Source organism: Ewingella americana (assembly GCF_006438725.1).
In the GTDB taxonomy this organism is placed as follows: domain Bacteria; phylum Pseudomonadota; class Gammaproteobacteria; order Enterobacterales; family Enterobacteriaceae; genus Ewingella; species Ewingella americana_A.
The window spans coordinates 113052-132188 of sequence record NZ_RCZD01000011.1; the positions used below are offsets into that span (position 1 = coordinate 113052).

Annotated in this window: 15 protein-coding genes and 1 pseudogene; 13 read left to right on the forward strand and 3 right to left on the reverse strand. The window is 55.1% G+C overall.

Annotated features, from left to right (window positions below; translation table 11 throughout):
* The first annotated feature begins 52 nt into the window (after positions 1 to 52).
* The 6 genes from EAH77_RS18930 to EAH77_RS18955 all read left to right on the forward strand — a co-directional run bounded on the left by EAH77_RS18930 (position 53) and on the right by EAH77_RS18955 (position 7879).
* On the forward strand, positions 53 to 2140 hold the full coding sequence (locus EAH77_RS18930; RefSeq protein WP_140474376.1) for a hydantoinase/oxoprolinase family protein: 2088 nt from the start codon (positions 53 to 55) through the stop codon (positions 2138 to 2140).
* A complete protein-coding gene (locus EAH77_RS18935) occupies positions 2140 to 3801 on the forward strand; it encodes a hydantoinase B/oxoprolinase family protein (protein WP_140474377.1) in 1662 nt (553 codons plus the stop codon). The genes EAH77_RS18930 and EAH77_RS18935 overlap by 1 nt, the downstream gene beginning before the upstream one ends.
* Before the next feature lie 2 nt (positions 3802 to 3803).
* Entirely contained in the window at positions 3804 to 4610 is an 807-nt protein-coding gene (locus tag EAH77_RS18940; protein ID WP_140474378.1) for an SDR family oxidoreductase, read from the forward strand.
* A 37-nt stretch (positions 4611 to 4647) separates the two neighbouring features.
* Complete coding sequence (locus EAH77_RS18945) at positions 4648 to 5802, forward strand: pyridoxal phosphate-dependent aminotransferase (RefSeq protein WP_140474379.1); 1155 nt, start codon at positions 4648 to 4650, stop codon at positions 5800 to 5802.
* 101 nt (positions 5803 to 5903) lie between these two features.
* Positions 5904 to 6509, forward strand: coding sequence for a TetR/AcrR family transcriptional regulator (locus tag EAH77_RS18950; RefSeq protein ID WP_140474380.1), 606 nt, complete (start codon positions 5904 to 5906; stop codon positions 6507 to 6509).
* A gap of 98 nt (positions 6510 to 6607) precedes the next feature.
* A complete protein-coding gene (locus tag EAH77_RS18955; RefSeq protein ID WP_140474381.1) occupies positions 6608 to 7879 on the forward strand; it encodes a Glu/Leu/Phe/Val family dehydrogenase in 1272 nt (423 codons plus the stop codon).
* Between the two features lie 12 nt (positions 7880 to 7891).
* Here the strand turns inward: EAH77_RS18955 and EAH77_RS18960 are convergent, their stop codons facing one another.
* A complete protein-coding gene (locus EAH77_RS18960) occupies positions 7892 to 8311 on the reverse strand; it encodes a winged helix-turn-helix transcriptional regulator (protein WP_140474382.1) in 420 nt (139 codons plus the stop codon).
* A gap of 131 nt (positions 8312 to 8442) precedes the next feature.
* On the opposite strand from EAH77_RS18960, the gene EAH77_RS18965 reads away from it, so the two are divergent.
* From EAH77_RS18965 to arsH, 4 genes and pseudogenes are all read left to right on the forward strand, one after another.
* Positions 8443 to 9300 (forward strand): SDR family oxidoreductase, encoded by an 858-nt coding sequence (locus EAH77_RS18965; RefSeq protein ID WP_140474383.1) that lies wholly within the window; start codon positions 8443 to 8445, stop codon positions 9298 to 9300.
* A 148-nt stretch (positions 9301 to 9448) separates the two neighbouring features.
* Positions 9449 to 9577 (forward strand): annotated as a pseudogene (locus tag EAH77_RS18970) (POTRA domain-containing protein); the annotation flags it as partial.
* 131 nt (positions 9578 to 9708) lie between these two features.
* Positions 9709 to 10008, forward strand: a complete 300-nt coding sequence (locus tag EAH77_RS18975) for an ArsR/SmtB family transcription factor (RefSeq protein WP_140474385.1) — start codon at positions 9709 to 9711, stop codon at positions 10006 to 10008.
* Positions 10009 to 10031: 23 nt separating this feature from the next.
* Positions 10032 to 10754, forward strand: coding sequence for an arsenical resistance protein ArsH (gene arsH, locus EAH77_RS18980; protein WP_161985830.1), 723 nt, complete (start codon positions 10032 to 10034; stop codon positions 10752 to 10754).
* 106 nt (positions 10755 to 10860) lie between these two features.
* Here the strand turns inward: arsH and EAH77_RS18985 are convergent, their stop codons facing one another.
* Positions 10861 to 11127 carry a hypothetical protein gene (locus EAH77_RS18985; protein WP_140474386.1) on the reverse strand — a complete coding sequence of 89 codons (267 nt, stop codon included), beginning with the start codon at positions 11125 to 11127 and terminating at the stop codon, positions 10861 to 10863.
* Positions 11128 to 11716: 589 nt separating this feature from the next.
* On the opposite strand from EAH77_RS18985, the gene EAH77_RS18990 reads away from it, so the two are divergent.
* A complete protein-coding gene (locus EAH77_RS18990; protein ID WP_140474387.1) occupies positions 11717 to 13381 on the forward strand; it encodes a methyl-accepting chemotaxis protein in 1665 nt (554 codons plus the stop codon).
* 432 nt (positions 13382 to 13813) lie between these two features.
* Here the strand turns inward: EAH77_RS18990 and EAH77_RS18995 are convergent, their stop codons facing one another.
* A complete protein-coding gene (locus EAH77_RS18995) occupies positions 13814 to 15472 on the reverse strand; it encodes a tannase/feruloyl esterase family alpha/beta hydrolase (protein WP_140474388.1) in 1659 nt (552 codons plus the stop codon).
* Positions 15473 to 15752: 280 nt separating this feature from the next.
* On the opposite strand from EAH77_RS18995, the gene EAH77_RS19000 reads away from it, so the two are divergent.
* Together EAH77_RS19000 and ovoA are read left to right on the forward strand one after the other, a co-directional pair.
* Positions 15753 to 16865 carry a tyrosine-type recombinase/integrase gene (locus tag EAH77_RS19000; protein ID WP_140474389.1) on the forward strand — a complete coding sequence of 371 codons (1113 nt, stop codon included), beginning with the start codon at positions 15753 to 15755 and terminating at the stop codon, positions 16863 to 16865.
* A gap of 111 nt (positions 16866 to 16976) precedes the next feature.
* Positions 16977 to 19118, forward strand: a complete 2142-nt coding sequence (gene ovoA / locus EAH77_RS19005; RefSeq protein ID WP_140474390.1) for a 5-histidylcysteine sulfoxide synthase — start codon at positions 16977 to 16979, stop codon at positions 19116 to 19118.
* Positions 19119 to 19137 lie beyond the last annotated feature (19 nt).

The window sequence follows — 19137 nt, forward strand, 5'->3', positions numbered from 1 at the left end:
TGACATTCATCACATCTGTACTCCGTACCCTGACACGACTTCCGAGGTCACTATGAAACACGCTTCAACATGGCGGATGGGCTTTGATATCGGCGGCACCTTTACCGATCTGGTGCTGCTCGATGACGCCACAGGCCACGCCCTGCGCCACAAAACCCTGACCACGCCGGACGATCCTTCCGAAGGTGCTTATACCGGCCTGACGCAACTGCTGGAGATCGCCGGTGTGGCGGCCAGTCAGGTGCATACCATCACCCATGGCACCACGCTGGCTATCAACGCGCTGCTTGAGCGTCGCGGTGCTAAGACGGCGTTTGTGACCACCCAAGGTTTTCGCGACGTGCTGATCATGGGGCGCGAATACCGTTATGACATCTATGACCTCAACGGCTCTCCTGCCACACCGCTGCTGCCGCGCTCACAGGCTTTCGAACTGAATGAACGCGTGACGGCGCGCGGTGAGGTGGTCACTTCACTGGAAGAGGCGGAAGTTGTCGCGCTGGCCGCCGAACTGAAGGCCCAGGCTTATGAGGCGGTCGCCGTGCTGTTTATGCACGCCTATGCCTGGCCGGAGCATGAAAATCAGGTGGCGGCGATCTTTAAACGTGAACTGCCGGGCGTCTCTATTTCGGTTTCTCATCAGGTGTCGCGGGAAATTCGTGAATACGACCGCGGCGTGCTGACGGCGATGAATGCGTTTGTGCAGCCCAAAGCCCGGCGCTATATGTCGCGTCTGGAAAGCAAACTGCGCGAAGGCGGATTCACCTGCGACTGGCTGGTGATGGGCTCCAACGGTGGGCTGATGGCACCGCAGATTGCGGCTGATTTCCCGACAAGAATCATTGAGTCCGGCCCGGCGGGCGGCATTGTGGCGACGGCGGCTTTTGCCCGTAAGAACGGACATAAACAGGTACTGGCGTTCGATATGGGCGGCACGACGGCGAAAGCTTGCGTGGTGCGTGACGGTCAGCCTTCGATTACCACCAATTATGAAGTGGGCCGCGCCGACCGTCTGCTCAAAGGCAGCGGTCTGCCGGTCAAACTGCCGGTGGTGGACATGATTGAGATCGGCGCCGGTGGCGGCAGTATCGCGCGGGTTGACTCACTCGGCCTGCTGGAAATTGGCCCGGAAAGCGCCAGTGCGTTTCCCGGCCCGGCCTGCTACGGGCGCGGTGGCGAACTGCCGACCGTGACCGATGCCAATGTGGTGCTGGGGCTGTTGGATCCGCACGCGTTTCTGGGCGGGCGAATGACGCTGGATGTGGCCGCCGCCCGCCGCGCCATCGAACGCGTGGCGACGCCGTTAGGGCTGAGTATTGAAGATGCCGCCTGGGGTATTCATGAGGTTGCCAACAACAAAATGGCCGAAGCGCTGCGCACCCACGCGGTGGAGAAGGGCGTCAGCCCGCAGCACATGACCATGCTGGCCTTCGGCGGCGCGGGGCCAAGCCACGCCTGGTCGCTGGCGAAGCTGCTCGGCGTGAAGCGGGTGTACTTCCCGGACGGGGCTGGAGTCTATTCCGCGTTTGGCCTGCTGACCGCACCGCCGAGCGCAGATTTCGTGCGCAGCGACCGCTGCCGTTTACAGGAGGGCATGGACCTGCCCGCCATTCATGCGTTGCTGGCCGAAGGTTTTGATGAAGCCTTCACCACGCTGGCTGCCGCCAACGTTGACCCAAAAACTGCCTTTACCCAACAGCTGGCCGACGTGCGCTATGTCGGTCAGGGCTCGGAACTTACCGTCACGCTGCCGGATGCTTTCCTTAACAATGGCGATGCAGCCGCGCTGATCGTCGCATTTGAAACCGCGCATTTCGCCCGCTTTGGCCGCACTTTACCGGGCGTCGGCGTGGAAGTGGTGAACTGGCGCGGGCGCGTACAGACCACGCCGCCGACCTTGGCGACGCAGGACCAGAACGACCGCCCGGATGAAGGCGAAAGCGAGAAAACGCTGTCGGTATATCTCGGCCGCGATGCGGGCAGCCAGCCGTGCCGTGTGGTACCGCGCAGCCTGCTCAACGTCGGCGTAGCGGTGAGTGGCCCGGCGCTGTTGCAGGAAAAAGAGTGCGCGATTTACGTCGGCCCCGGTGCCAGCGCGCAACTCGACGCCCAGGGTAATATTCTGATGGAGATCCACTGATGACTGATACTCAAGCAAACCTCGACTTCCTCAACGATCCGGTCAGCCTGCGCATCACCTGGGACCGGCTGGTGAGCATCTCCGAAGAGGCCGCCGCCACGCTGGTGAACATGGCGTTTTCCAGCATCATCCGCGAAGTGGGCGACTACTCCTGCCTGCTGATGGACGCGCAGGGCAACTCACTGGCGCAGCCGAAAACCAGTATTCCGGTGTTTATCGGCACGCTACCGGCGACGGTGCGTCATATGCTGGCAAAATTCCCGGCGGACACCCTGAAACCCGGCGACAGTCTGGTCACGAATAATCCGTGGCTGGGCACCGGCCATCTGAATGACGTCACCGTGGTCACGCCGATTTTCCGCCACGGCGTGCTGGTGGCCTTTGCCGGGTCAGCTGCGCATATGTCGGATATCGGCGGCACGCTGAATATGGGCTCCTCCCGCGACGTGTTCGAAGAGGGCTTTATGATCCCGCCGAGCAAACTGGTGATCGGCGGCGAGGTTAATCAGCAACTGGTGGATTTACTGCTGGCTAACGTGCGATCGCCGGATCAGGTTCAGGGCGATCTGCACGCCATGCTGGCGGCTAATCAGGTCGGGGCCAACGGCCTGCTGGGGTTGATGGAGGATTTACAGCTGCACCGGGTGGAGCCGCTGGCGGAGAAAATCCATTCGCTGACCGAGAACGCGATGCGCAAAGCCATCACCGACGTGCCGGACGGCCGCTATGAGGCCTCTGTCGATATTGGCGATTACGAAGGTGAAATCCATCTGCAGGTGGCGGTGATTGTCAGCGGCAGTGATATCACCATCGACTACACCGGGTCTTCCGCGCAGTCGCTGTTTGGTACCAACTGCCCGATGTCGTTTACCTATGCCTACAGCGTCTATCCGCTCAAATGCCTGCTGGAACCCTGGCTGCCTAATAACGAGGGCTGCTTCAAGCCGATCACCGTCACGGCCCCGGTGGGTTGTATTGCTAACGCACAGCCGCCTTGCGCTGTGGAGATGCGTAACCGTGTCGGGCACATGGCCCATGCGGCGATCTTCTCCGCACTGGCGCAGGTGATGCCGGAACGCGTGATGGGCCACTCCGGCAGTGCGCCGGTGACCTGTGACGTTTTCTCGGGGCAACTGGACGACGGCCAGCGCTTTGTTGAAAGCCTGTGCGTCAACGGTGGCACCGGTGCCCGCCCGCAGGCGGACGGTTTTATCACCGGCTTCCCTGGGAATATGTCCTCAACCCCTATCGAACTTATCGAAGCGGCCACGCCATTACTGTTCATGCAAAAAGCCATCGTGCCGGATTCCGGCGGTGCTGGCCGTTACCGTGGTGGGCTGGCGCAGCGCATGGTGATCCGCCATCTGGGCAAGTTCCCGCTGTCACACAGCATGTTCTATTCGCGGCAAAATCACCCGGCGCTGGGCGTGCTCGGCGGCGGGGCGGGGACACCCAACGTGATTGCCATTAACGGAGACGTGCTGGAGAAACCGGTCGGCCGCCATGACGTGTTTCCGGGGGATGAAATCACCATTCAGATGCCCGGCGGCGGCGGGAAATATCCGGCCGCTGAGCGCGATCGCGCGGCGATTTTACAGGATTTACGCGAAGGCTATATCACTGCCGCTGGGGCAGAACGTGATTACGGATTCCGGGGTTAACCATGAATGATTTAAACGGCAAAGTGGCGATTATTACCGGCGCAGGCACCGGCATCGGGCGCAGCTCAGCAGAGTTACTGGCTGCGCAGGGTACGCGTGTGGTGCTGGTCGGGCGACGCCAGGCGGTGCTGGATGACGTGGTCAACGCCATCCGTACCAAAGGCGGTCAGGCCTGGGCTTTCGCTGCCCACATCGAGCAAAAATCCCAGGTGGCCGAACTGGTGCGCTGGACCCTCGCTGAGCTGGGCGGCGTGGATATTCTGGTCAACAACGCGGGCAGCGCCAGCAAGGTGCTGAATGCGCGCTGGATAGAAGAGGAGGAGTGGCAGCAGGTGCAGGACGTCAACCTGAAAGCCGTATTTCTGCTGACGCAGGCGGTACTGCCGGACATGCTGGCGCGCGGCGGCGGCACCATTATCACGGTGTCATCACTGGCCGCATTGCGCCCGAACCTGCTCGGCGGTGCCGCTTACGGCGCAGCCAAAGCCGGGGTGCGCAACTTTATGACTTATCTGCACAACACCTTCCGCAATCAGGGGATCCGTGCCACGTCGATCCTGCCGGGGGAGGTCAATACGCCGATCATGGATAACCGCGCCAATCCGCCGCTGCGCAGCGTGCGTGAAGCCATGGTTCAGCCGCAGGACGTCGCCGATGCCGTATTGCTGTGTGCCGCACTGCCGGGCCGCACGGTGATTGAGGAGCTGATCATCGCCCCGACGTTTTTACGCGATATCTCGGGCGACCTGGATGTCAGCCGCTGGAAAGGTGCCCCGCCAGAGTGCCGTAACGAACGAAATAATCCCTGAATCTTGCCCTCAATCATCCTGCTAAAAGGTGAATAACATGAGTTCTGCATTAGGTTTTAAAGCCGCTGAAGCGGTATTACGGGTGGAACGCAGTTCGCTGCGCGTACAACAACCGGCCTCTTCTGGCGATATGGTGTCGCTGGCGATGGGTGAACCGGATTTCGACACGCCGCCGCGTATTGTGCAGGCCGCCGCCGACGCGCTGCAAAAGGGGTTTACCCACTATGCGCCGCTGCTCGGCGACAAGTTATTGTGTCAGGCGCTGGCCGAACAGGTGGCGGAGCAGTCCGGGTATCCGGTGGCGGCTGGTGAAGTGCTGGTGACCCATGGCGGGACCGGCGGGCTGGCGGCGGCTATTTTATCTATCGTCAATCCGGGCGACCGGGTGGTGATCCCGGATCCGACCTATTCGCTCTACGCGGATCTGGTCAATATGGCCGGGGGGATTTGTGTTCCGATGCCGTGCCGCAGTGACCTGCACTGGGATCTCGACCGGTTGGAGAAGGTGATGGACGGCGCGAAGCTGTTTGTATTCTGCAACCCCGGTAACCCGACCGGCATCGTGCATACACGGCAGGAAGTTGAAGCGCTGGGTCGCATCGTTAAAGCCAGCAACACGCGGGTGATCGCCGATGAGGCTTACAGTGATCTGGTGTTCACCGGCCAGCCGTTCACCTCGGTCTTACAGGTTGAGGCGTTTCGCGGGCGCACGCTCTATTGCCAGACATTCTCGAAAAGTTATGCCATGACCGGCTGGCGTGTCGGCTATCTGGCCGGACCGGCGGAGATGATCGCCGCCGCCGCACGGGTGCATAACACGCTTAACGGTTCGGTCAACACTGCGGTGCAGCGGGCGGCGTTGGTGGCGCTGAAAGAGTGCGGGCCGGATGTGCGCCGCATGTTTGAGGTCTACAAAGAGCGCCGTCAGCTGATGATGGACGGGCTGATGAATATTCGCGGTCTGACACTGAATCAACCCGAAGGCGCATTCTACTGTTTCCCTTCATATGATCTGCCGATCCCGGCCATCGATATGGTGGGAATATTGCGTGAACAGGGCATTGCGGTGCGCCCAGGCAGTGAATTTGGGGCGGCGGGCGAACGCCATTTACGCCTTTCCTACGCGGCGAGCAAAGAGGCCATTGTCGAAGGCGTTGCCAGATTACAGCGGGGTCTGGCGAGACTTTATTAATGTTTACGGGCAATATTAACCATCAGGCAGCGATCACCGCCAGGGACAGAGTTCACATCAAAACATCGGTCGGCAGGCAAGGCTAACCACGGAGACAGGCAATGCGCAGTGATACCGAAAGAAATCGCAGGAATTTAATTCAGGCAGCAGCCCGGTTATTTGAAAAGGCAGATGGCCCGATCAGCATGACCGAGATTGCCGCTGAGGCCGAAGTTTCGGTAGCGACGGCGTATCGTCAGTTCTCCTCGGTTGAGGAAGTGCTGAACACTTACCGCCGGGATGTCGGGGTGCTGCTGCTGGAGTTCAGCCAGCAGCAGACCAGCAGCGGATTACAGCGGCTGGAAAATGTCAGCCGCTACTGGATAAAACTGGTGCGTGAACGCGGTGCCGCCATGGTGCCGATGCGTAACCGCCGCGGTTATCTGGAGCGTTTATGGGAAGGCGCAGATTACCTGCTGGTGCAGGCCGATGCGGTACGCCCTCCGCTGCGCGAAGCGATGGAAGAGATGGGGTTGCCGGACATCGGCGACAAGGCGGTTTTCCTGTGGAATATTCTGTTTGACCCGCGTGAAATTTTCGATCTGGTGGATACCGTGGGGCTCAGCGAAAAAGAGGTCGGCACCCAGCTGATGTCGGTGCTGGTGGGCGGCCTGAATGGCTGGGCCACGGCCAACCATTACTCTATCGAGGCCCTGAAGGCCCGCTAAATTTTGTAGATAAATTCAACTCCAACGCCGCACAAGCGCCTCACGGCGAGGCGTTGTCACAGCCAAAATTCATCCATTCAGTCTCAGAGAGGCGAGTTATGAGTGTACTTTCTTACGTGTCATCGGATAAAGATTCAGCCTGGGCCACCTATTTGTCTCAGGTTGACCGGGTGCTGCCCTACCTCGGTGAACTGACCCACTGGGCGGATACGTTGCGCCACCCTAAACGGGCGCTGATTGTTGATATTCCGCTGGAGATGGACGACGGCAGCGTGCGGCATTTCGAGGGATACCGTGTGCAACATAATCTGTCGCGCGGTCCAGGTAAGGGCGGCGTGCGCTATCACCCGGACGTCACGCTGGAAGAAGTGATGGCGCTGTCGGCCTGGATGACCATCAAAAGCGCCGTGCTGAACCTGCCGTTTGGCGGGGCGAAGGGCGGCATTCGTGTCGATCCCCGCGAGTTATCGGCCAAAGAGCTGGAGCGTCTGACCCGCCGTTACACCAGTGAAATCGGCAGCATTATCGGGCCGCAGCAGGATATCCCCGCGCCGGATGTCGGCACCAATGCGCAGGTGATGGCCTGGATGATGGACACCTATTCGATGAATACCGGGGCGACCACCACCGGCGTGGTGACCGGCAAGCCGATCCATCTCGGCGGTTCGCTTGGCAGGGTGAAAGCCACCGGTCGGGGTGTTTTTGTGACCGGCAAGGCGACGGCGGAACGTATCGGCCTGGCGCTGCCCGGCGCCAGAGTGGCGGTGCAGGGCTTTGGCAACGTGGGGGGCGTGGCGGCTGAGCTGTTTGTCGCCGAGGGCGCACAAGTGGTGGCGGTGCAGGATCACAGCGCAACCTTGTTCAATGAGCAGGGGCTGGACATTGCGGCACTACAGGAATATCAACAGGCACACGGCAGCATTGCCGGTTTCCCGCAGGCGAGAGTGATAACACATGAAGCGTTCTGGGAAGTAGAGTTTGAAATTCTGATACCGGCCGCGCTCGAAGGGCAGATCACGCCGGAAAGGGCGCAGCGGCTGACCTGCAAACTGGTGCTGGAAGGGGCCAACGGCCCGACGTTTCCGGCGGCTGATGATATTTTGCGTCAGCGTGGCATCGTGGTGGTGCCGGATGTGATTTGTAATGCGGGTGGCGTAACCGTGAGCTATTTCGAATGGGTGCAGGATTTCTCCAGTTTCTTCTGGAGCGAAGACGAGATAAACCAGCGGCTGGACCGTATTATGCAGGAGGCGCTGGCTGCTGTGTGGCAGAAGGCGGATTCGCTCGGCATCACCCTGAGAACTGCCGCCTATGCCGTGGCCTGCGAACGCATCCTGATGGCCCGCAAAGAGCGCGGCCTCTATCCGTGAAACGCTCAGCCGTTATTTGGCTGACTGACGTTTTTGCATAATGCGGTAGAGATTATTTTCCACCCAGTCAGTCAGGCCAGTGAGCTGCACCTGCACTTCGACGCCCATCCCGGTCAGGGTGTATTCGACGTGCGGGGGCACCACCGGGTAAGCGATCCGGTCAATAAAACCATCGGCCTCCAGCGCCTGTAACGTCTGCGCCAGCATTTTTTCACTGACGCCGCCAATTTTGCGGCGCAGTTCGCTAAAACGCATCGTTCCATCGCCCAGCGCAATCAGAATCAACACGCCCCAGCGGCTGGTGATGTGGCTCAGCACTTCCCGTGACGGGCAGTGGGCGCTCATCACTTCACCCCGGCGCAGCCGTTCGCTCAGGCTGTTTACCGCCACCTGATCTTCAATGATGTCATGCTTGACCGATGTTAATTTCATACTAACCTTTTTGTACGTACTTACGAAAAGTTAGTATATCGCATAGGATATTTTCCACGGACGCGATTTTAAGATTGTTTCGTCATAAGACGGTCGTCCCCCGCATCATTTATCACTTTCGGAGAAACATCATGATTGCTATTACCGGTGCCACCGGCCAGCTTGGCCGCCTTGTTATCGCTGCATTGTTGAAGAAAGTGCCTGCGAGCCAGATCATCGCCGCAGTGCGCAGCCCGGAAAAAGCCAAAGACCTGGCTGACCTCGGCATTGAGGTGCGCAAGGCAGATTACAGCCAGCCTGCGACGCTGGAGAGCGCTTTTAAGGGCGTGGAAAAATTACTGCTGATCTCCTCAAGCGAAGTCGGCCAGCGTGAAGCCCAGCATCAGGCGGTCATCGAGGCCGCGAAACGTGCCGGTGTGAAACTGCTGGCCTACACCAGTCTGCTGCATGCTGACAAAAAGCTGCTCGGCCTGAGTGCTGACCATCTGGCGACAGAAGCCGCGCTGCGCGCATCCGGCCTGCCGGTAGTGGTATTGCGTAATGGCTGGTATCACGAAAACTACGCGGCGAGTATTGTTCCGGCGCTGGCGCACAACGCATTTATTGGCGCGGTGGGAGAAGGGCGTATTTCGTCGGCTGCACGTCAGGACTATGCTGAAGCGGCTGCTGCAGTTTTGGTGCTGGAAAATCAGGCGGGCAAAGTGTACGAACTGGCCGGAGACGAAAGCTACACGCTGGCAGAATTCTCGGCAGAAATCGCCCGTCAGTCCGGTGAAACGGTGAACTACGTTAATCTGCCACAGGCCGAATTTGCCAAAGCACTGATCGGTGCCGGGCTGAATGAGTGGCTGGCGAATATGCTGGCGGATTCCGACGCCGGTGCAGCCAAAGGCGGGTTGTTTGATGACAGCCACACCCTGAGCAAATTGATTGGGCGTAGTACCACGCCTTATCAAGAGGTGATCGCTGCCACGCTGAAAGCTCGCTGAGCCAAAATGTTTGTATGGGGCAGGGTTAGGCCCGGTAGCGCAAACTGTATAAAAATATAACTTACTGTTTATATTAATATTTATCATCCACACTTCCCCCTCAGAGGTGTTGATGTTTCATCCCCTGTTGAGTTCTTCCAGACTCCTTAAAGTTCAGAATGCCCTTTTAGAACAAGGCTACGTCACCACGCGGGTTATGGCCGAGGAGCAGGATCTCACCCAGGGAACTTTTACCCTGATGTTGCAACCCGGCCGCATTGAGCAGATCCGTCCGGAGCGTGAGCTGCAAGCAACTGTCTTGAAGAGTTAGTGCGCATTCTAACCACCACGAAATTTCTTTTAAGTCGTGGTGTTGATTTCTCCTATAATTCCATTATTCTGGAAATATAGAATTATAGGAGAGTTGCAATGGAACTTAATGACGTCGCTAATGCGCTAAAAGAGCTTGGCCATCCAACTCGCCTCGCCGTGTATAAGTCGCTGGTGAAGTCGGGGCATGAGGGGGTGCCCGTCGGTGAGTTGCAAAAACGTCTGGACATACCAGCCTCCACGCTGAGCCATCATATCGCGGCCCTGGTTGCGGTAGGCCTGGTACGCCAGAACCGGCAGGGCAGAACGCTGTACTGCTTACCACAGTATGAGGTTCTGAACGAAATTATGGCCTTCTTTATCGACGAATGCTGCGCCGATAAGGGTCAAAGCTGCTAAAGACACCACACAGAGAAAGTAATATGTCAGATTCGATGAACGAACTTAGCAACATTCAGCCTGAAATATTGGATACCCATATCAGCACCGAAAGGTTCTCCCTGACCGCGGGTCTCCACGCTCCACGAATTTTGATGCTTTACGGTTCAGTGCGGGAAAGGTCATACAGCCGTCTGGCTACGGAAGAGGCTGCCCGACTGCTAACGGCTATGGGGGCTGAGGTTAAAATATTCAATCCTTCCAGACTGCCGCTCCCTGATGATGCACCGGATACACATCCAAAAGTGCTCGAACTGCGAGAGCTTGTTATGTGGTCTGAAGGTATGGTCTGGTGTTCACCTGAACGCCACGGGGCGATGACTGGCATCATGAAGGCTCAGATTGACTGGATCCCTCTGTCGGTCGGCGCAGTTCGTCCCTCACAGGGGAAGACGCTCGCCATCATGCAGGTTAGTGGCGGCTCTCAGTCGTTTAATGCCCTAAATCAGATGCGCATTCTCGGACGATGGATGCGGATGATCACCATCCCCAACCAGTCCTCCGTCGCCAAAGCGTTTCTGGAGTTCGATGAGAGCGGCAGGATGAAGCCTTCTGCCTACTACGATCGCATTGTCGACGTGATGGAAGAGCTAATGAAATTTACGCTGTTAACCCGTGGCAATGCTGAATATCTGGTTGACCGTTACAGTGAACGTAAAGAAAGCGCCGCCGAGCTGTCCGCCAGGGTTAATCAGAAAAGCATTTGAGCACATCGCGGCCTGTTTGTAAGGCCTCGACGGTGCGTCCAGCTTCGACAGATTTCAGAACGGCGATGATCTGGTGCTACGGTAAATGGTCTTTATTCGCTGGCTGCTATTTCAGAAATATAAAGTCAGCCACCGCCATCAATCCTACGGCAAGCGCGATGAACGCAGCCCCTGTTGCGAAGGCATATTCTGTTGTCCGTTCTTCTTTGCGGATATCAGTAAAGCGGGCAAGCGCGCGTTTTGCATCCGGTGCGTTTATCTCTTCAAATTGTTTTTCATAGCCCTGACCGGTCAGCCGAGAGGCTTCGCGTGTGTCTGATCTTTCCAGCACAGCGGTTTGCTTACCCTTTTTAAATAAATAGTAATCTGGCATCAGGTGCTCCACGTAGAAGATGGTAGTCATTAGATAGCATATCTGATCTGGTTTGATTCAGTGCTCAAGAAATCTGATTTTAGAGCACAGAATCAATGAAAAAATAACGTGCAATGTGGTTATGGATAGACTGCAATGCCCTCATTGTCTCTTCCAATATAATTTATTTCAAGGACACACGACTGTAGTCACCTCTTATTAACGCAAAGAATTACAACGAGTGAGGGAAATAGTCTAAGTATGAAAGAAATACTGTTTCTCTAAAATACCGGTTAGAAGCCCACCTTTTCTCTATTATCGAACTTAACTGTTATGGAAAAATAAAACTAAGAATATTTCATTAAAACAATTGGTTATCCCATATATTTTTTGGGGTTGAATGCAATTGTGGTTCTAATGGGAAGAATAATTAATGGCAATATTGAGGTGCTCATAGGACTCGTCAGAACTCGTTAAAACAGCTGACTTTTGTAAAAGATCAAAAATAAGCTAACTATTTACTGCCTGACGCCGATAGCTAATGGTGCTTCTGTATGGTTTACGTCATGCAGCCTTTTTTAGCCCGGCAATATCTCAGGTAAAAATAAATATGACAATTACACAGCGGCTGTTTCTGGTCTTTTCTCTGCTTTCAGCCTCACTTATCACCCTGGTGATTGTGGCCGTTCTGGTCGTGACGGGGTTTCAGTCGCGCTTTCAGTATGTCCAGAGCAATACCGTGCCTTCGATTATTGACTTAGGCAAAATGGTGGATGGCAGCAACCAGCTGATTATCTGGATGTACAGGCATGAGAGCTCAACTGATCCGGCCAGACAGGCCGAGGTTGAGAAAAAACTTAGCGAACTGCTGAGTAGTCTGAAGTCTCTCAATCAGTACTATCTGGATAACGATATTTCCAACGATAGCGATCGGCAGTTGACGGAGGCGGGCTCCGCCACCATACAAGATTTCCAGAACAGATTGCCGGCCTTCCTGAAAGGCTCCCGTGAACAGAATGCTGCGGTCTCTCTGGTTGAACTCCAGGGCAACACAGGTGCTGGTGAAGCCGCCCGCCGCCTCATCGACGGCTACAAGAAGCAGTTGCAGTTGAACGTGGACATCGGTGAATCGCTCAAAAGTCAGAATATCCAAATCTATCAGTTGACGTTCTGGGGCATGATTATAGGGTCAGCAATTGCGATCCTTATCCTCGGCTTATTCACCGTGAGGACGATAACCGGTATCCGCAGAAACCTTAACGCCATGCGTTCCACCATGGAGTCTGCCAGTACCCACCTGGACCTGACCCTGCGGGCGGATGACTCCCGTAAAGACGAAATCGGCCTGACGGCAAGAGCATTCAATGACCTGGTGGAAAATGTTGCTGCCTCGCTGTTGTCCGTGAGCGCTTCCTCCCAGTCCGTCAGTACGGCCTCTGCGCAGATATCTGCAGGCAACGAGGATCTGTCATCCCGGACCGAGGAACAGGCAGCCTCCCTGGAGCAGACGGCGGCCAGCATGTCAGAGTTGAGTGAAACGGTACGGCAGACTGCCGAAAATACCGGTATGGCAAGCCAGCTTTCACAGAATGCCCGCCGGATCTCTGAAGACAGCACAGCCAAGGTCAGTACCATGTTGGGCACAATGTCCGATATCAGGAACAGTTCTGAAAAAATCACCGATATTATCTCGCTCATTGAAGGTATTGCTTTCCAGACCAATATTCTTGCACTCAATGCCGCAGTTGAAGCGGCGCGGGCCGGGGATCAGGGTCGCGGATTTGCGGTGGTTGCCGGTGAAGTACGTAATCTTGCGCAGCGCTCATCGTCTTCAGCCCGTGAGATCAAAGAGCTGATTGAGTCATCAATGAATTTCGTGGCGAAGGGTGCTGGTCAGGCGGAAGAAGTCGGGCAGAATATGGACAGTATGAAGGAAGCAATTGGTCAGGTCGCTGACCTGGTGAATGAAATCGCGGCCGCCGCTCACGAGCAGATGCAGGGTATTGGCCAGGTCCACCAGGCAGTTAACCAGATGGACGAAGTGACGCAGCAGAATGCGGCACTCGTACAGGAAGCATCAGCCGCCTCACACTCGCTGATGGAGCAGGCCACCGTCCTCAACCAGCTGGTAGCCGCCTTTGTCATCGAAGCGCCGTCAGCGGTGAAATTGCGCACAGCGATAAGCCCGGCTGGAGTTACAAAATCATCATCACCTTCCGGGCTGCCAGCGAAGAAAAAGACAGCAGAGCGGGAAGAAGAATGGCAAAGTTTCTGAGTCTTGTAAAAAGATTTAGCAGGACTACCATAGTGAACGAGCACGGCTGATGTAATATTATATTTGTAGCATCAAGTACTGCCCTATTATACGGGGCGCTAGTAGGGCAGTACTAAACGGTTTAAATTAAGTGCCATGAGACATAACATTAGGTTAGTACTACTGTCTTTGATTTACCTAAAAACAAAGAAGTGTCATCGGACTGGTAATAAAAAACTTTAAGTTTTTATTATATGAATAATTCACACTAGAACTCGCTATGAGAGTGACCAATTTTATTTGCTTATATGCCATTTTAAAAATCCCCCCATGTCATAGTAACCTCCGAAAAAGCAGTGTGTTCATCAGTGGAATTTTCTCGTCATCTGAACCGAGGGAATTTCTATGAAAAATCACGTTTTGGCCTGTCAAATTTAATATCTCGCCCGGCTTTTACTCCGTCACGCAGCTAAAGCTTGAGGCGGAATTCTTATTCCCATGCCCCTGATATTTCGGATATGACGGAAATTCACACAGGGGCAGTTCCCGCCCGGCCGTAGCCGAATGAGTATCGATAATCGTTTGCGGGCCTGGAGCGATGCCTTTATCTACCCAATTATCCAGCGTGCCCAGTGAATCCCAACTCATCGGGAAAGGACCGGTGTTGTGGGCAAAACCAGGCGCAATGTAAAAACGTACAAATTGATGAAGGGCCGCGTTTCCAAATTGGGCCTGCAATTTTTCATAGTAGGCAATCGTATTTGCCGGTGGGACGGACATATCTATTGAACCGTGCATCAGCAGCAGCTTTCCCCCGTGCTGCTCAAATACGCGGATGTCTGGATCGGCATCATCAGCCTGAGAAGCCAACTCCTGCAAACGCGCTTGGTACGACGCCGGATTGAACGATAGGGTGTCATACGTTGCATCCTGCGTGACAGCGTAACGTACTACCTGATCACCCATGATGTAAGGGAATGACATAATCAGATTGGCGGGTGCCGGGGCGGTCCCAGGTTGCGGCCCGGTTTGACCGTTTAACTCAGCGGCGGCGATGGTTTTTGATTTGTTGATCCCTGTTCCAAACATGCTTATCAGCGTCGGTGCATCCGCCCCTTGTAATATTGGCCATGAGGCAAAATGATCGCCGGTGGGTAAGGTCACACCCAGCGGCTGAGGTCGGGTCATTTTCCTCACCAGCGACATCTGCACATCTGACAGACAGGTCGGGCCGCTGTCTGTGCCGCCACTACAGCGTAGGCCTTCAAGACGGAAGGTTTTGTCGCAGGCTTTTATATTCGCGATGACGCCATCGCTGAGACCATCCAGTTGATCGCAAACCGCATAAACGGCGTTAGATATCAGCGCAGCCTTCGCCGGGGAGATCCAGGCATCGGGTGTGTTATACATTGCCTGACCTAAAAGCGAGCCCGCCACGTGTAATTCGATGAAGTTATAAACCGGGTGTATGGCGATCACGCCGTCATAATCTTGCGGATAGTGCTGAATGACGGCCAGCGCTTCGTGGCCGCCCTGAGAATTTCCCTGAAAATACATGTGTTTTGGCTTACTGCCATAGGCTTGTTGAATCATCGCGATCGCCAGATCGTGAGTTTTTTTCAATTGTAAACCGGTGAAATTTTTCCAGGCTCCGTTATTCAGGGCAAAGGACGCATCGGAGATCCCTCCCTGATGGCCCGAGTCACTGCCGAAAGTGGCATAACCCTGTTTAAGTACGCCGGGCGTTGCAACTGGCGAAAAGCGCGCGGTGTCTGTTTTGCGCACAGCGCCATTAAACCCGCTGCCACCCAGATGCAGCGCTTTGCCATTCCATATTAGAGGCAGATTGATTTGGACATTAATATCCGGCGCAGAGGAATCAACGGGTTTGATGGCACCTTCAAGCTGGCAGTGGCGCTCGCTGGCCTGGCCTACCATAGCCGCCGCCGTGATCACGGCACCGTTGGTCGGCAGCCCAATTTGAGAAGCTCCGATGTGAATCTGCTTCATGGCCAGACAGTCGGTTTCGCTAAATGTTTTGCGCTGTTCGGCGACGCTGTTGCTGGTGAGCAATATCAGCGCTACACCGCAAAGAGAGGGGATGATTCTCATTTTTTTCTCTGGTCGTAAGGTAGCAAAATATCCTGCCCTGTTTTTAACATCTTATATGTCATTAATCATCCGCTTATTTTCGCTGGTTAATTGACCTATTAGCGCCCGTTTCACCCGTTAATTCATTTGGCTAAATTGATACGCCTGAGTCAGCTATTTTCGATTCTCCGCACGCTTTGTGACTCCAGACTTAATAGGTCTGGAGTCACAAACCTTTTGCGTAGGATCTGCAGAGTTGCTATAACTGCGTCCCGGACTTTAGCCTGTTGAAATAGCCTGAATGAATAGAGTCGTGACCGAACCCGACATCGCCGCCGAGCAGGTTGGGCGCCATGTGATCCAGTTTCTTGCGCAGATCAAAAACGCGCCGCTGGCTGAACTGGACAATATTGATGAAGAGGGCAACGCGACGGTTGAGCAGGTGATGAAGGTGTGGATCAAACTGTCGCTGATGATCACCCGCCGTCGCCCGGAAATTGCTGTCTCCTCATTGCTCAATCATGTACTGCCGATGATCGGCCCGCTGCCGCTCAATAAAGTCAGCCGTTTGCGGCTCAACCGGTTGTTCAACGTGCTGCTGGCAGAGGGGAAAATCGCCGAAGCCAAACGGGTGTTTGCCTTATGTAAACAGTTTCTCAGCTGGGCAGAAACTCAGGGTTATCTCGAACATTCGCCGATCAGTTCAATGAAACGCCGTGATGTCGGCGGGCGTAATACGCCTCCTCGCGAACGTTCTCTGACCGATGCGGAAATTTGGATTTTCTGGCATAGCCTTGATTTATTAGGTATTTCAGAGCAATGCCGCTGGGCGCTGCGCCTGTGTTTACTTACCGCAAGGCGCCCCGACGAAGTGGTGCGGGCGCGAAAAGAGGAATTTCATTTACACATCGGTGTATGGCGGCAGGGACTGCGCAATAAATCGCGGCGTGACCACAGTTTACCCCTGACCCCGCTGATGATCCGCTGTGTGAGTGCACTGCTTGAAGCCAGCCCGGCGGATAGCCCGTGGCTGGTGCCTTCGCCCGCTGACGGGCAAAAACCGTTGTCGCGTGGGGCGATCACCCAAGCGCTGCGGCGTATGCTGCGCGCTGAAAGAGGGCCGGGCATTGAGGTGTTTACTACCCGGGATCTACGGCGAACTGCACGATCCAAGCTGGCGTCGCTGAGCGTTGCCAACGATGTTGCGCGTAAAATCATGAATCATTCGCTGGAAGGGATTGACCGTGTATACGATACCCACGATTATTTGCCACAAATGAAACGGGCGCTGGAAATGCTTTCCGCAGACATTGAACGTATTATCTCAGCGGAATCTTATCTGCCATTACGCCACCGTTTTGAGGGTGAGCCACTGCGACTGCCTGAACGATCCCTGCTCTTTATGCTCGATTAACCCGAAAAGTGCTGACTAAAGTGTGTCACAATTTCTCATGAAACCGCCGTGAAATGAATAAATGCTACACTTTGCAGTTCATTTGCCTCGCCAGAGAACTAAGGAATATCCATGAGTCCCCTAAAAATAACCACAACCGGGTTACCTCAGCCGACGCAAACGTTACGCCTGAACGGCAACAGTGCTGCCGAAAAACGCCATGAAATTCTTGGGTACTTTAACCAGACCTGGGACCTGTACGAAAGCCTGTTTGACTGCCTGGCCGATGAGCGCGCCTACTTTAATAAGGCCATTTCTCTGCGCCATCCACTGATTTTCTATTTTGGCCATACCGCGACTTTTTACATTAATAAGCTGATGGCCGCCGGTTTAGTCTCTCAACGTATTGATGACGGTATTGAGGCGATGCTGGCGATCGGCGTGGATGAAATGAGCTGGGATGATTTAGACAATAGCCATTACAGCTGGCCGAGTGTTGCTGCGTTACGTGATTATCGCGGCAAAGTCCGCACCTTTTTAGTCGATTTCATCGAAAATATGCCGCTTGAATTGCCGCTCAATTGGGAAAGCCCGGCGTGGGTGATCCTGATGGGTATTGAGCATGAACGCATTCACCTTGAGACGTCGAGCGTGCTGATCCGTCAGTTGCCGGTCGAATGGGTTAAGCCCCAGGGGCACTGGCCAGCTTGCACGCATGTCCGCGAAGATCGTGCTGCTGCGCCGAAAAACGCACTGGTAACCATGGCCGGTGGGGCAGTGACGCTGGGAAAAACGGATGATACTTACGGCTGGGACAACGAATACGGCACTTCGCACAGCGACGTCAAACCGTTCAAAGCCAGTAAAATGTTGGTCAGTAATGCGGAATTTTTCGAGTTTGTACAGGCCGGTGGATATCAGAATGTACAGTGGTGGGATGACGAGGGCCAGGGCTGGCGGGATTTTGCCAATGCGACGATGCCTACGTTCTGGGTCGGTTCTGCGACACAATCGGAGAACCTAAAACTGCGTCTGATGACTGAAGAGATCCCGATGCCATGGGACTGGCCAGCGGAGGTTAATCAGTTGGAAGCCGCCGCATTCTGCCGCTGGAAAGCTGATGAAACCGGCAAATCCATCCAGTTGCCGACCGAAGCCGAATGGTATCTGCTTCGCAATCAGGTGGAAGGCGATCAGCCAGACTGGCAGACAGCGCCCGGCAATATTAATCTGGCGTGGTGGGCTTCTACCTGCCCGGTGGACCAGTTCCCGCAAGGGGATTTCTACGATATCGTCGGTAACGTGTGGCAATGGACCACGACGCCGATCAGTGGTTTTGATGGTTTCCGCGTGCATCCTTTATATGACGATTTTTCCACACCGACCTTTGATGGTAAACACTCGATCATGAAAGGTGGCAGCTGGATCTCCACCGGTAACGAAGCACTGCGCTCATCCCGCTACGCGTTCCGCCGCCACTTTTTCCAGCATGCAGGTTTCCGCTATGTGGTGTCGACGCATCAGGAAAAACTGACGGTCAATCCGTATGAAACGGACACTTTGGTGTCGCAGTACCTTGATTTCCAATACGGAAAACGGTATTTCGGCGTGGATAATTACGCCCGCGCTCTGGTGGATATCGCCGAAAAACTGTGCGACAAACGTCATCGCGCACTGGATATTGGTTGCGCCACAGGCCGCGCCAGTTTTGAGTTGGCACGCCTGTTTGAGCAGGTCACGGGGATGGATTATTCTGCACGCTTCATTGATGTGGCACTGTCGCTGGCCAGCGGTGAAGATTTACGTTATCTGATGCCGGAAGAGGGTGACCTGATGGAATATTGTCAGGCGCGATTGTCAGATGTGGGCTTAAGTGCCGAACAGGCAGAGAAAGTGCGTTTTTTGCAGGGTGATGCCTGTAATCTGAAACCGCAGAAAGAGCCTTACGATCTGGTGCTGGCTTCCAATCTCATCGACCGGCTGCGCCAGCCGAAACGCTTCCTGCAAGATATCGCGCCGATGATTCGCCCCGGAGGCCTGCTGATGCTCTCTTCGCCTTATACCTGGCTGGAGGCGTTCACGCCAAAAGAGAATTGGATCGGTGGTGTGCGTGAAAATGGCGAAGCGTTGACCACACACCAGGCACTGCAACGCCTGCTGGCGGCCGATTTCACCGAAGTTCAGGCCCCGATAGAGGTGCCTTTTGTGATCCGCGAAACGGCAAGAAAATATCAGCATACGGTGGCGCAACTGACGGTGTGGCGTAAGCGTTAATCTCCGCTTAAATATCGTG

Excerpts from the sequence above, each read along its gene's own strand:
- EAH77_RS18930 (WP_140474376.1), top strand. The coding sequence starts at position 53 with ATGAAACACGCTTCAACATGGCGGATGGGCTTTGATATCGGCGGCACC.
- EAH77_RS18935 (WP_140474377.1), top strand. The coding sequence starts at position 2,140 with ATGACTGATACTCAAGCAAACCTCGACTTCCTCAACGATCCGGTCAGC.
- EAH77_RS18940 (WP_140474378.1), top strand. The coding sequence starts at position 3,804 with ATGAATGATTTAAACGGCAAAGTGGCGATTATTACCGGCGCAGGCACC.
- EAH77_RS18945 (WP_140474379.1), top strand. The coding sequence starts at position 4,648 with ATGAGTTCTGCATTAGGTTTTAAAGCCGCTGAAGCGGTATTACGGGTG.
- EAH77_RS18950 (WP_140474380.1), top strand. The coding sequence starts at position 5,904 with ATGCGCAGTGATACCGAAAGAAATCGCAGGAATTTAATTCAGGCAGCA.
- EAH77_RS18955 (WP_140474381.1), top strand. The coding sequence starts at position 6,608 with ATGAGTGTACTTTCTTACGTGTCATCGGATAAAGATTCAGCCTGGGCC.
- EAH77_RS18960 (WP_140474382.1), bottom strand. The coding sequence starts at position 8,311 with ATGAAATTAACATCGGTCAAGCATGACATCATTGAAGATCAGGTGGCG.
- EAH77_RS18965 (WP_140474383.1), top strand. The coding sequence starts at position 8,443 with ATGATTGCTATTACCGGTGCCACCGGCCAGCTTGGCCGCCTTGTTATC.
- EAH77_RS18975 (WP_140474385.1), top strand. The coding sequence starts at position 9,709 with ATGGAACTTAATGACGTCGCTAATGCGCTAAAAGAGCTTGGCCATCCA.
- arsH (WP_161985830.1), top strand. The coding sequence starts at position 10,032 with ATGTCAGATTCGATGAACGAACTTAGCAACATTCAGCCTGAAATATTG.
- EAH77_RS18985 (WP_140474386.1), bottom strand. The coding sequence starts at position 11,127 with ATGCCAGATTACTATTTATTTAAAAAGGGTAAGCAAACCGCTGTGCTG.
- EAH77_RS18990 (WP_140474387.1), top strand. The coding sequence starts at position 11,717 with ATGACAATTACACAGCGGCTGTTTCTGGTCTTTTCTCTGCTTTCAGCC.
- EAH77_RS18995 (WP_140474388.1), bottom strand. The coding sequence starts at position 15,472 with ATGAGAATCATCCCCTCTCTTTGCGGTGTAGCGCTGATATTGCTCACC.
- EAH77_RS19000 (WP_140474389.1), top strand. The coding sequence starts at position 15,753 with ATGAATAGAGTCGTGACCGAACCCGACATCGCCGCCGAGCAGGTTGGG.
- ovoA (WP_140474390.1), top strand. The coding sequence starts at position 16,977 with ATGAGTCCCCTAAAAATAACCACAACCGGGTTACCTCAGCCGACGCAA.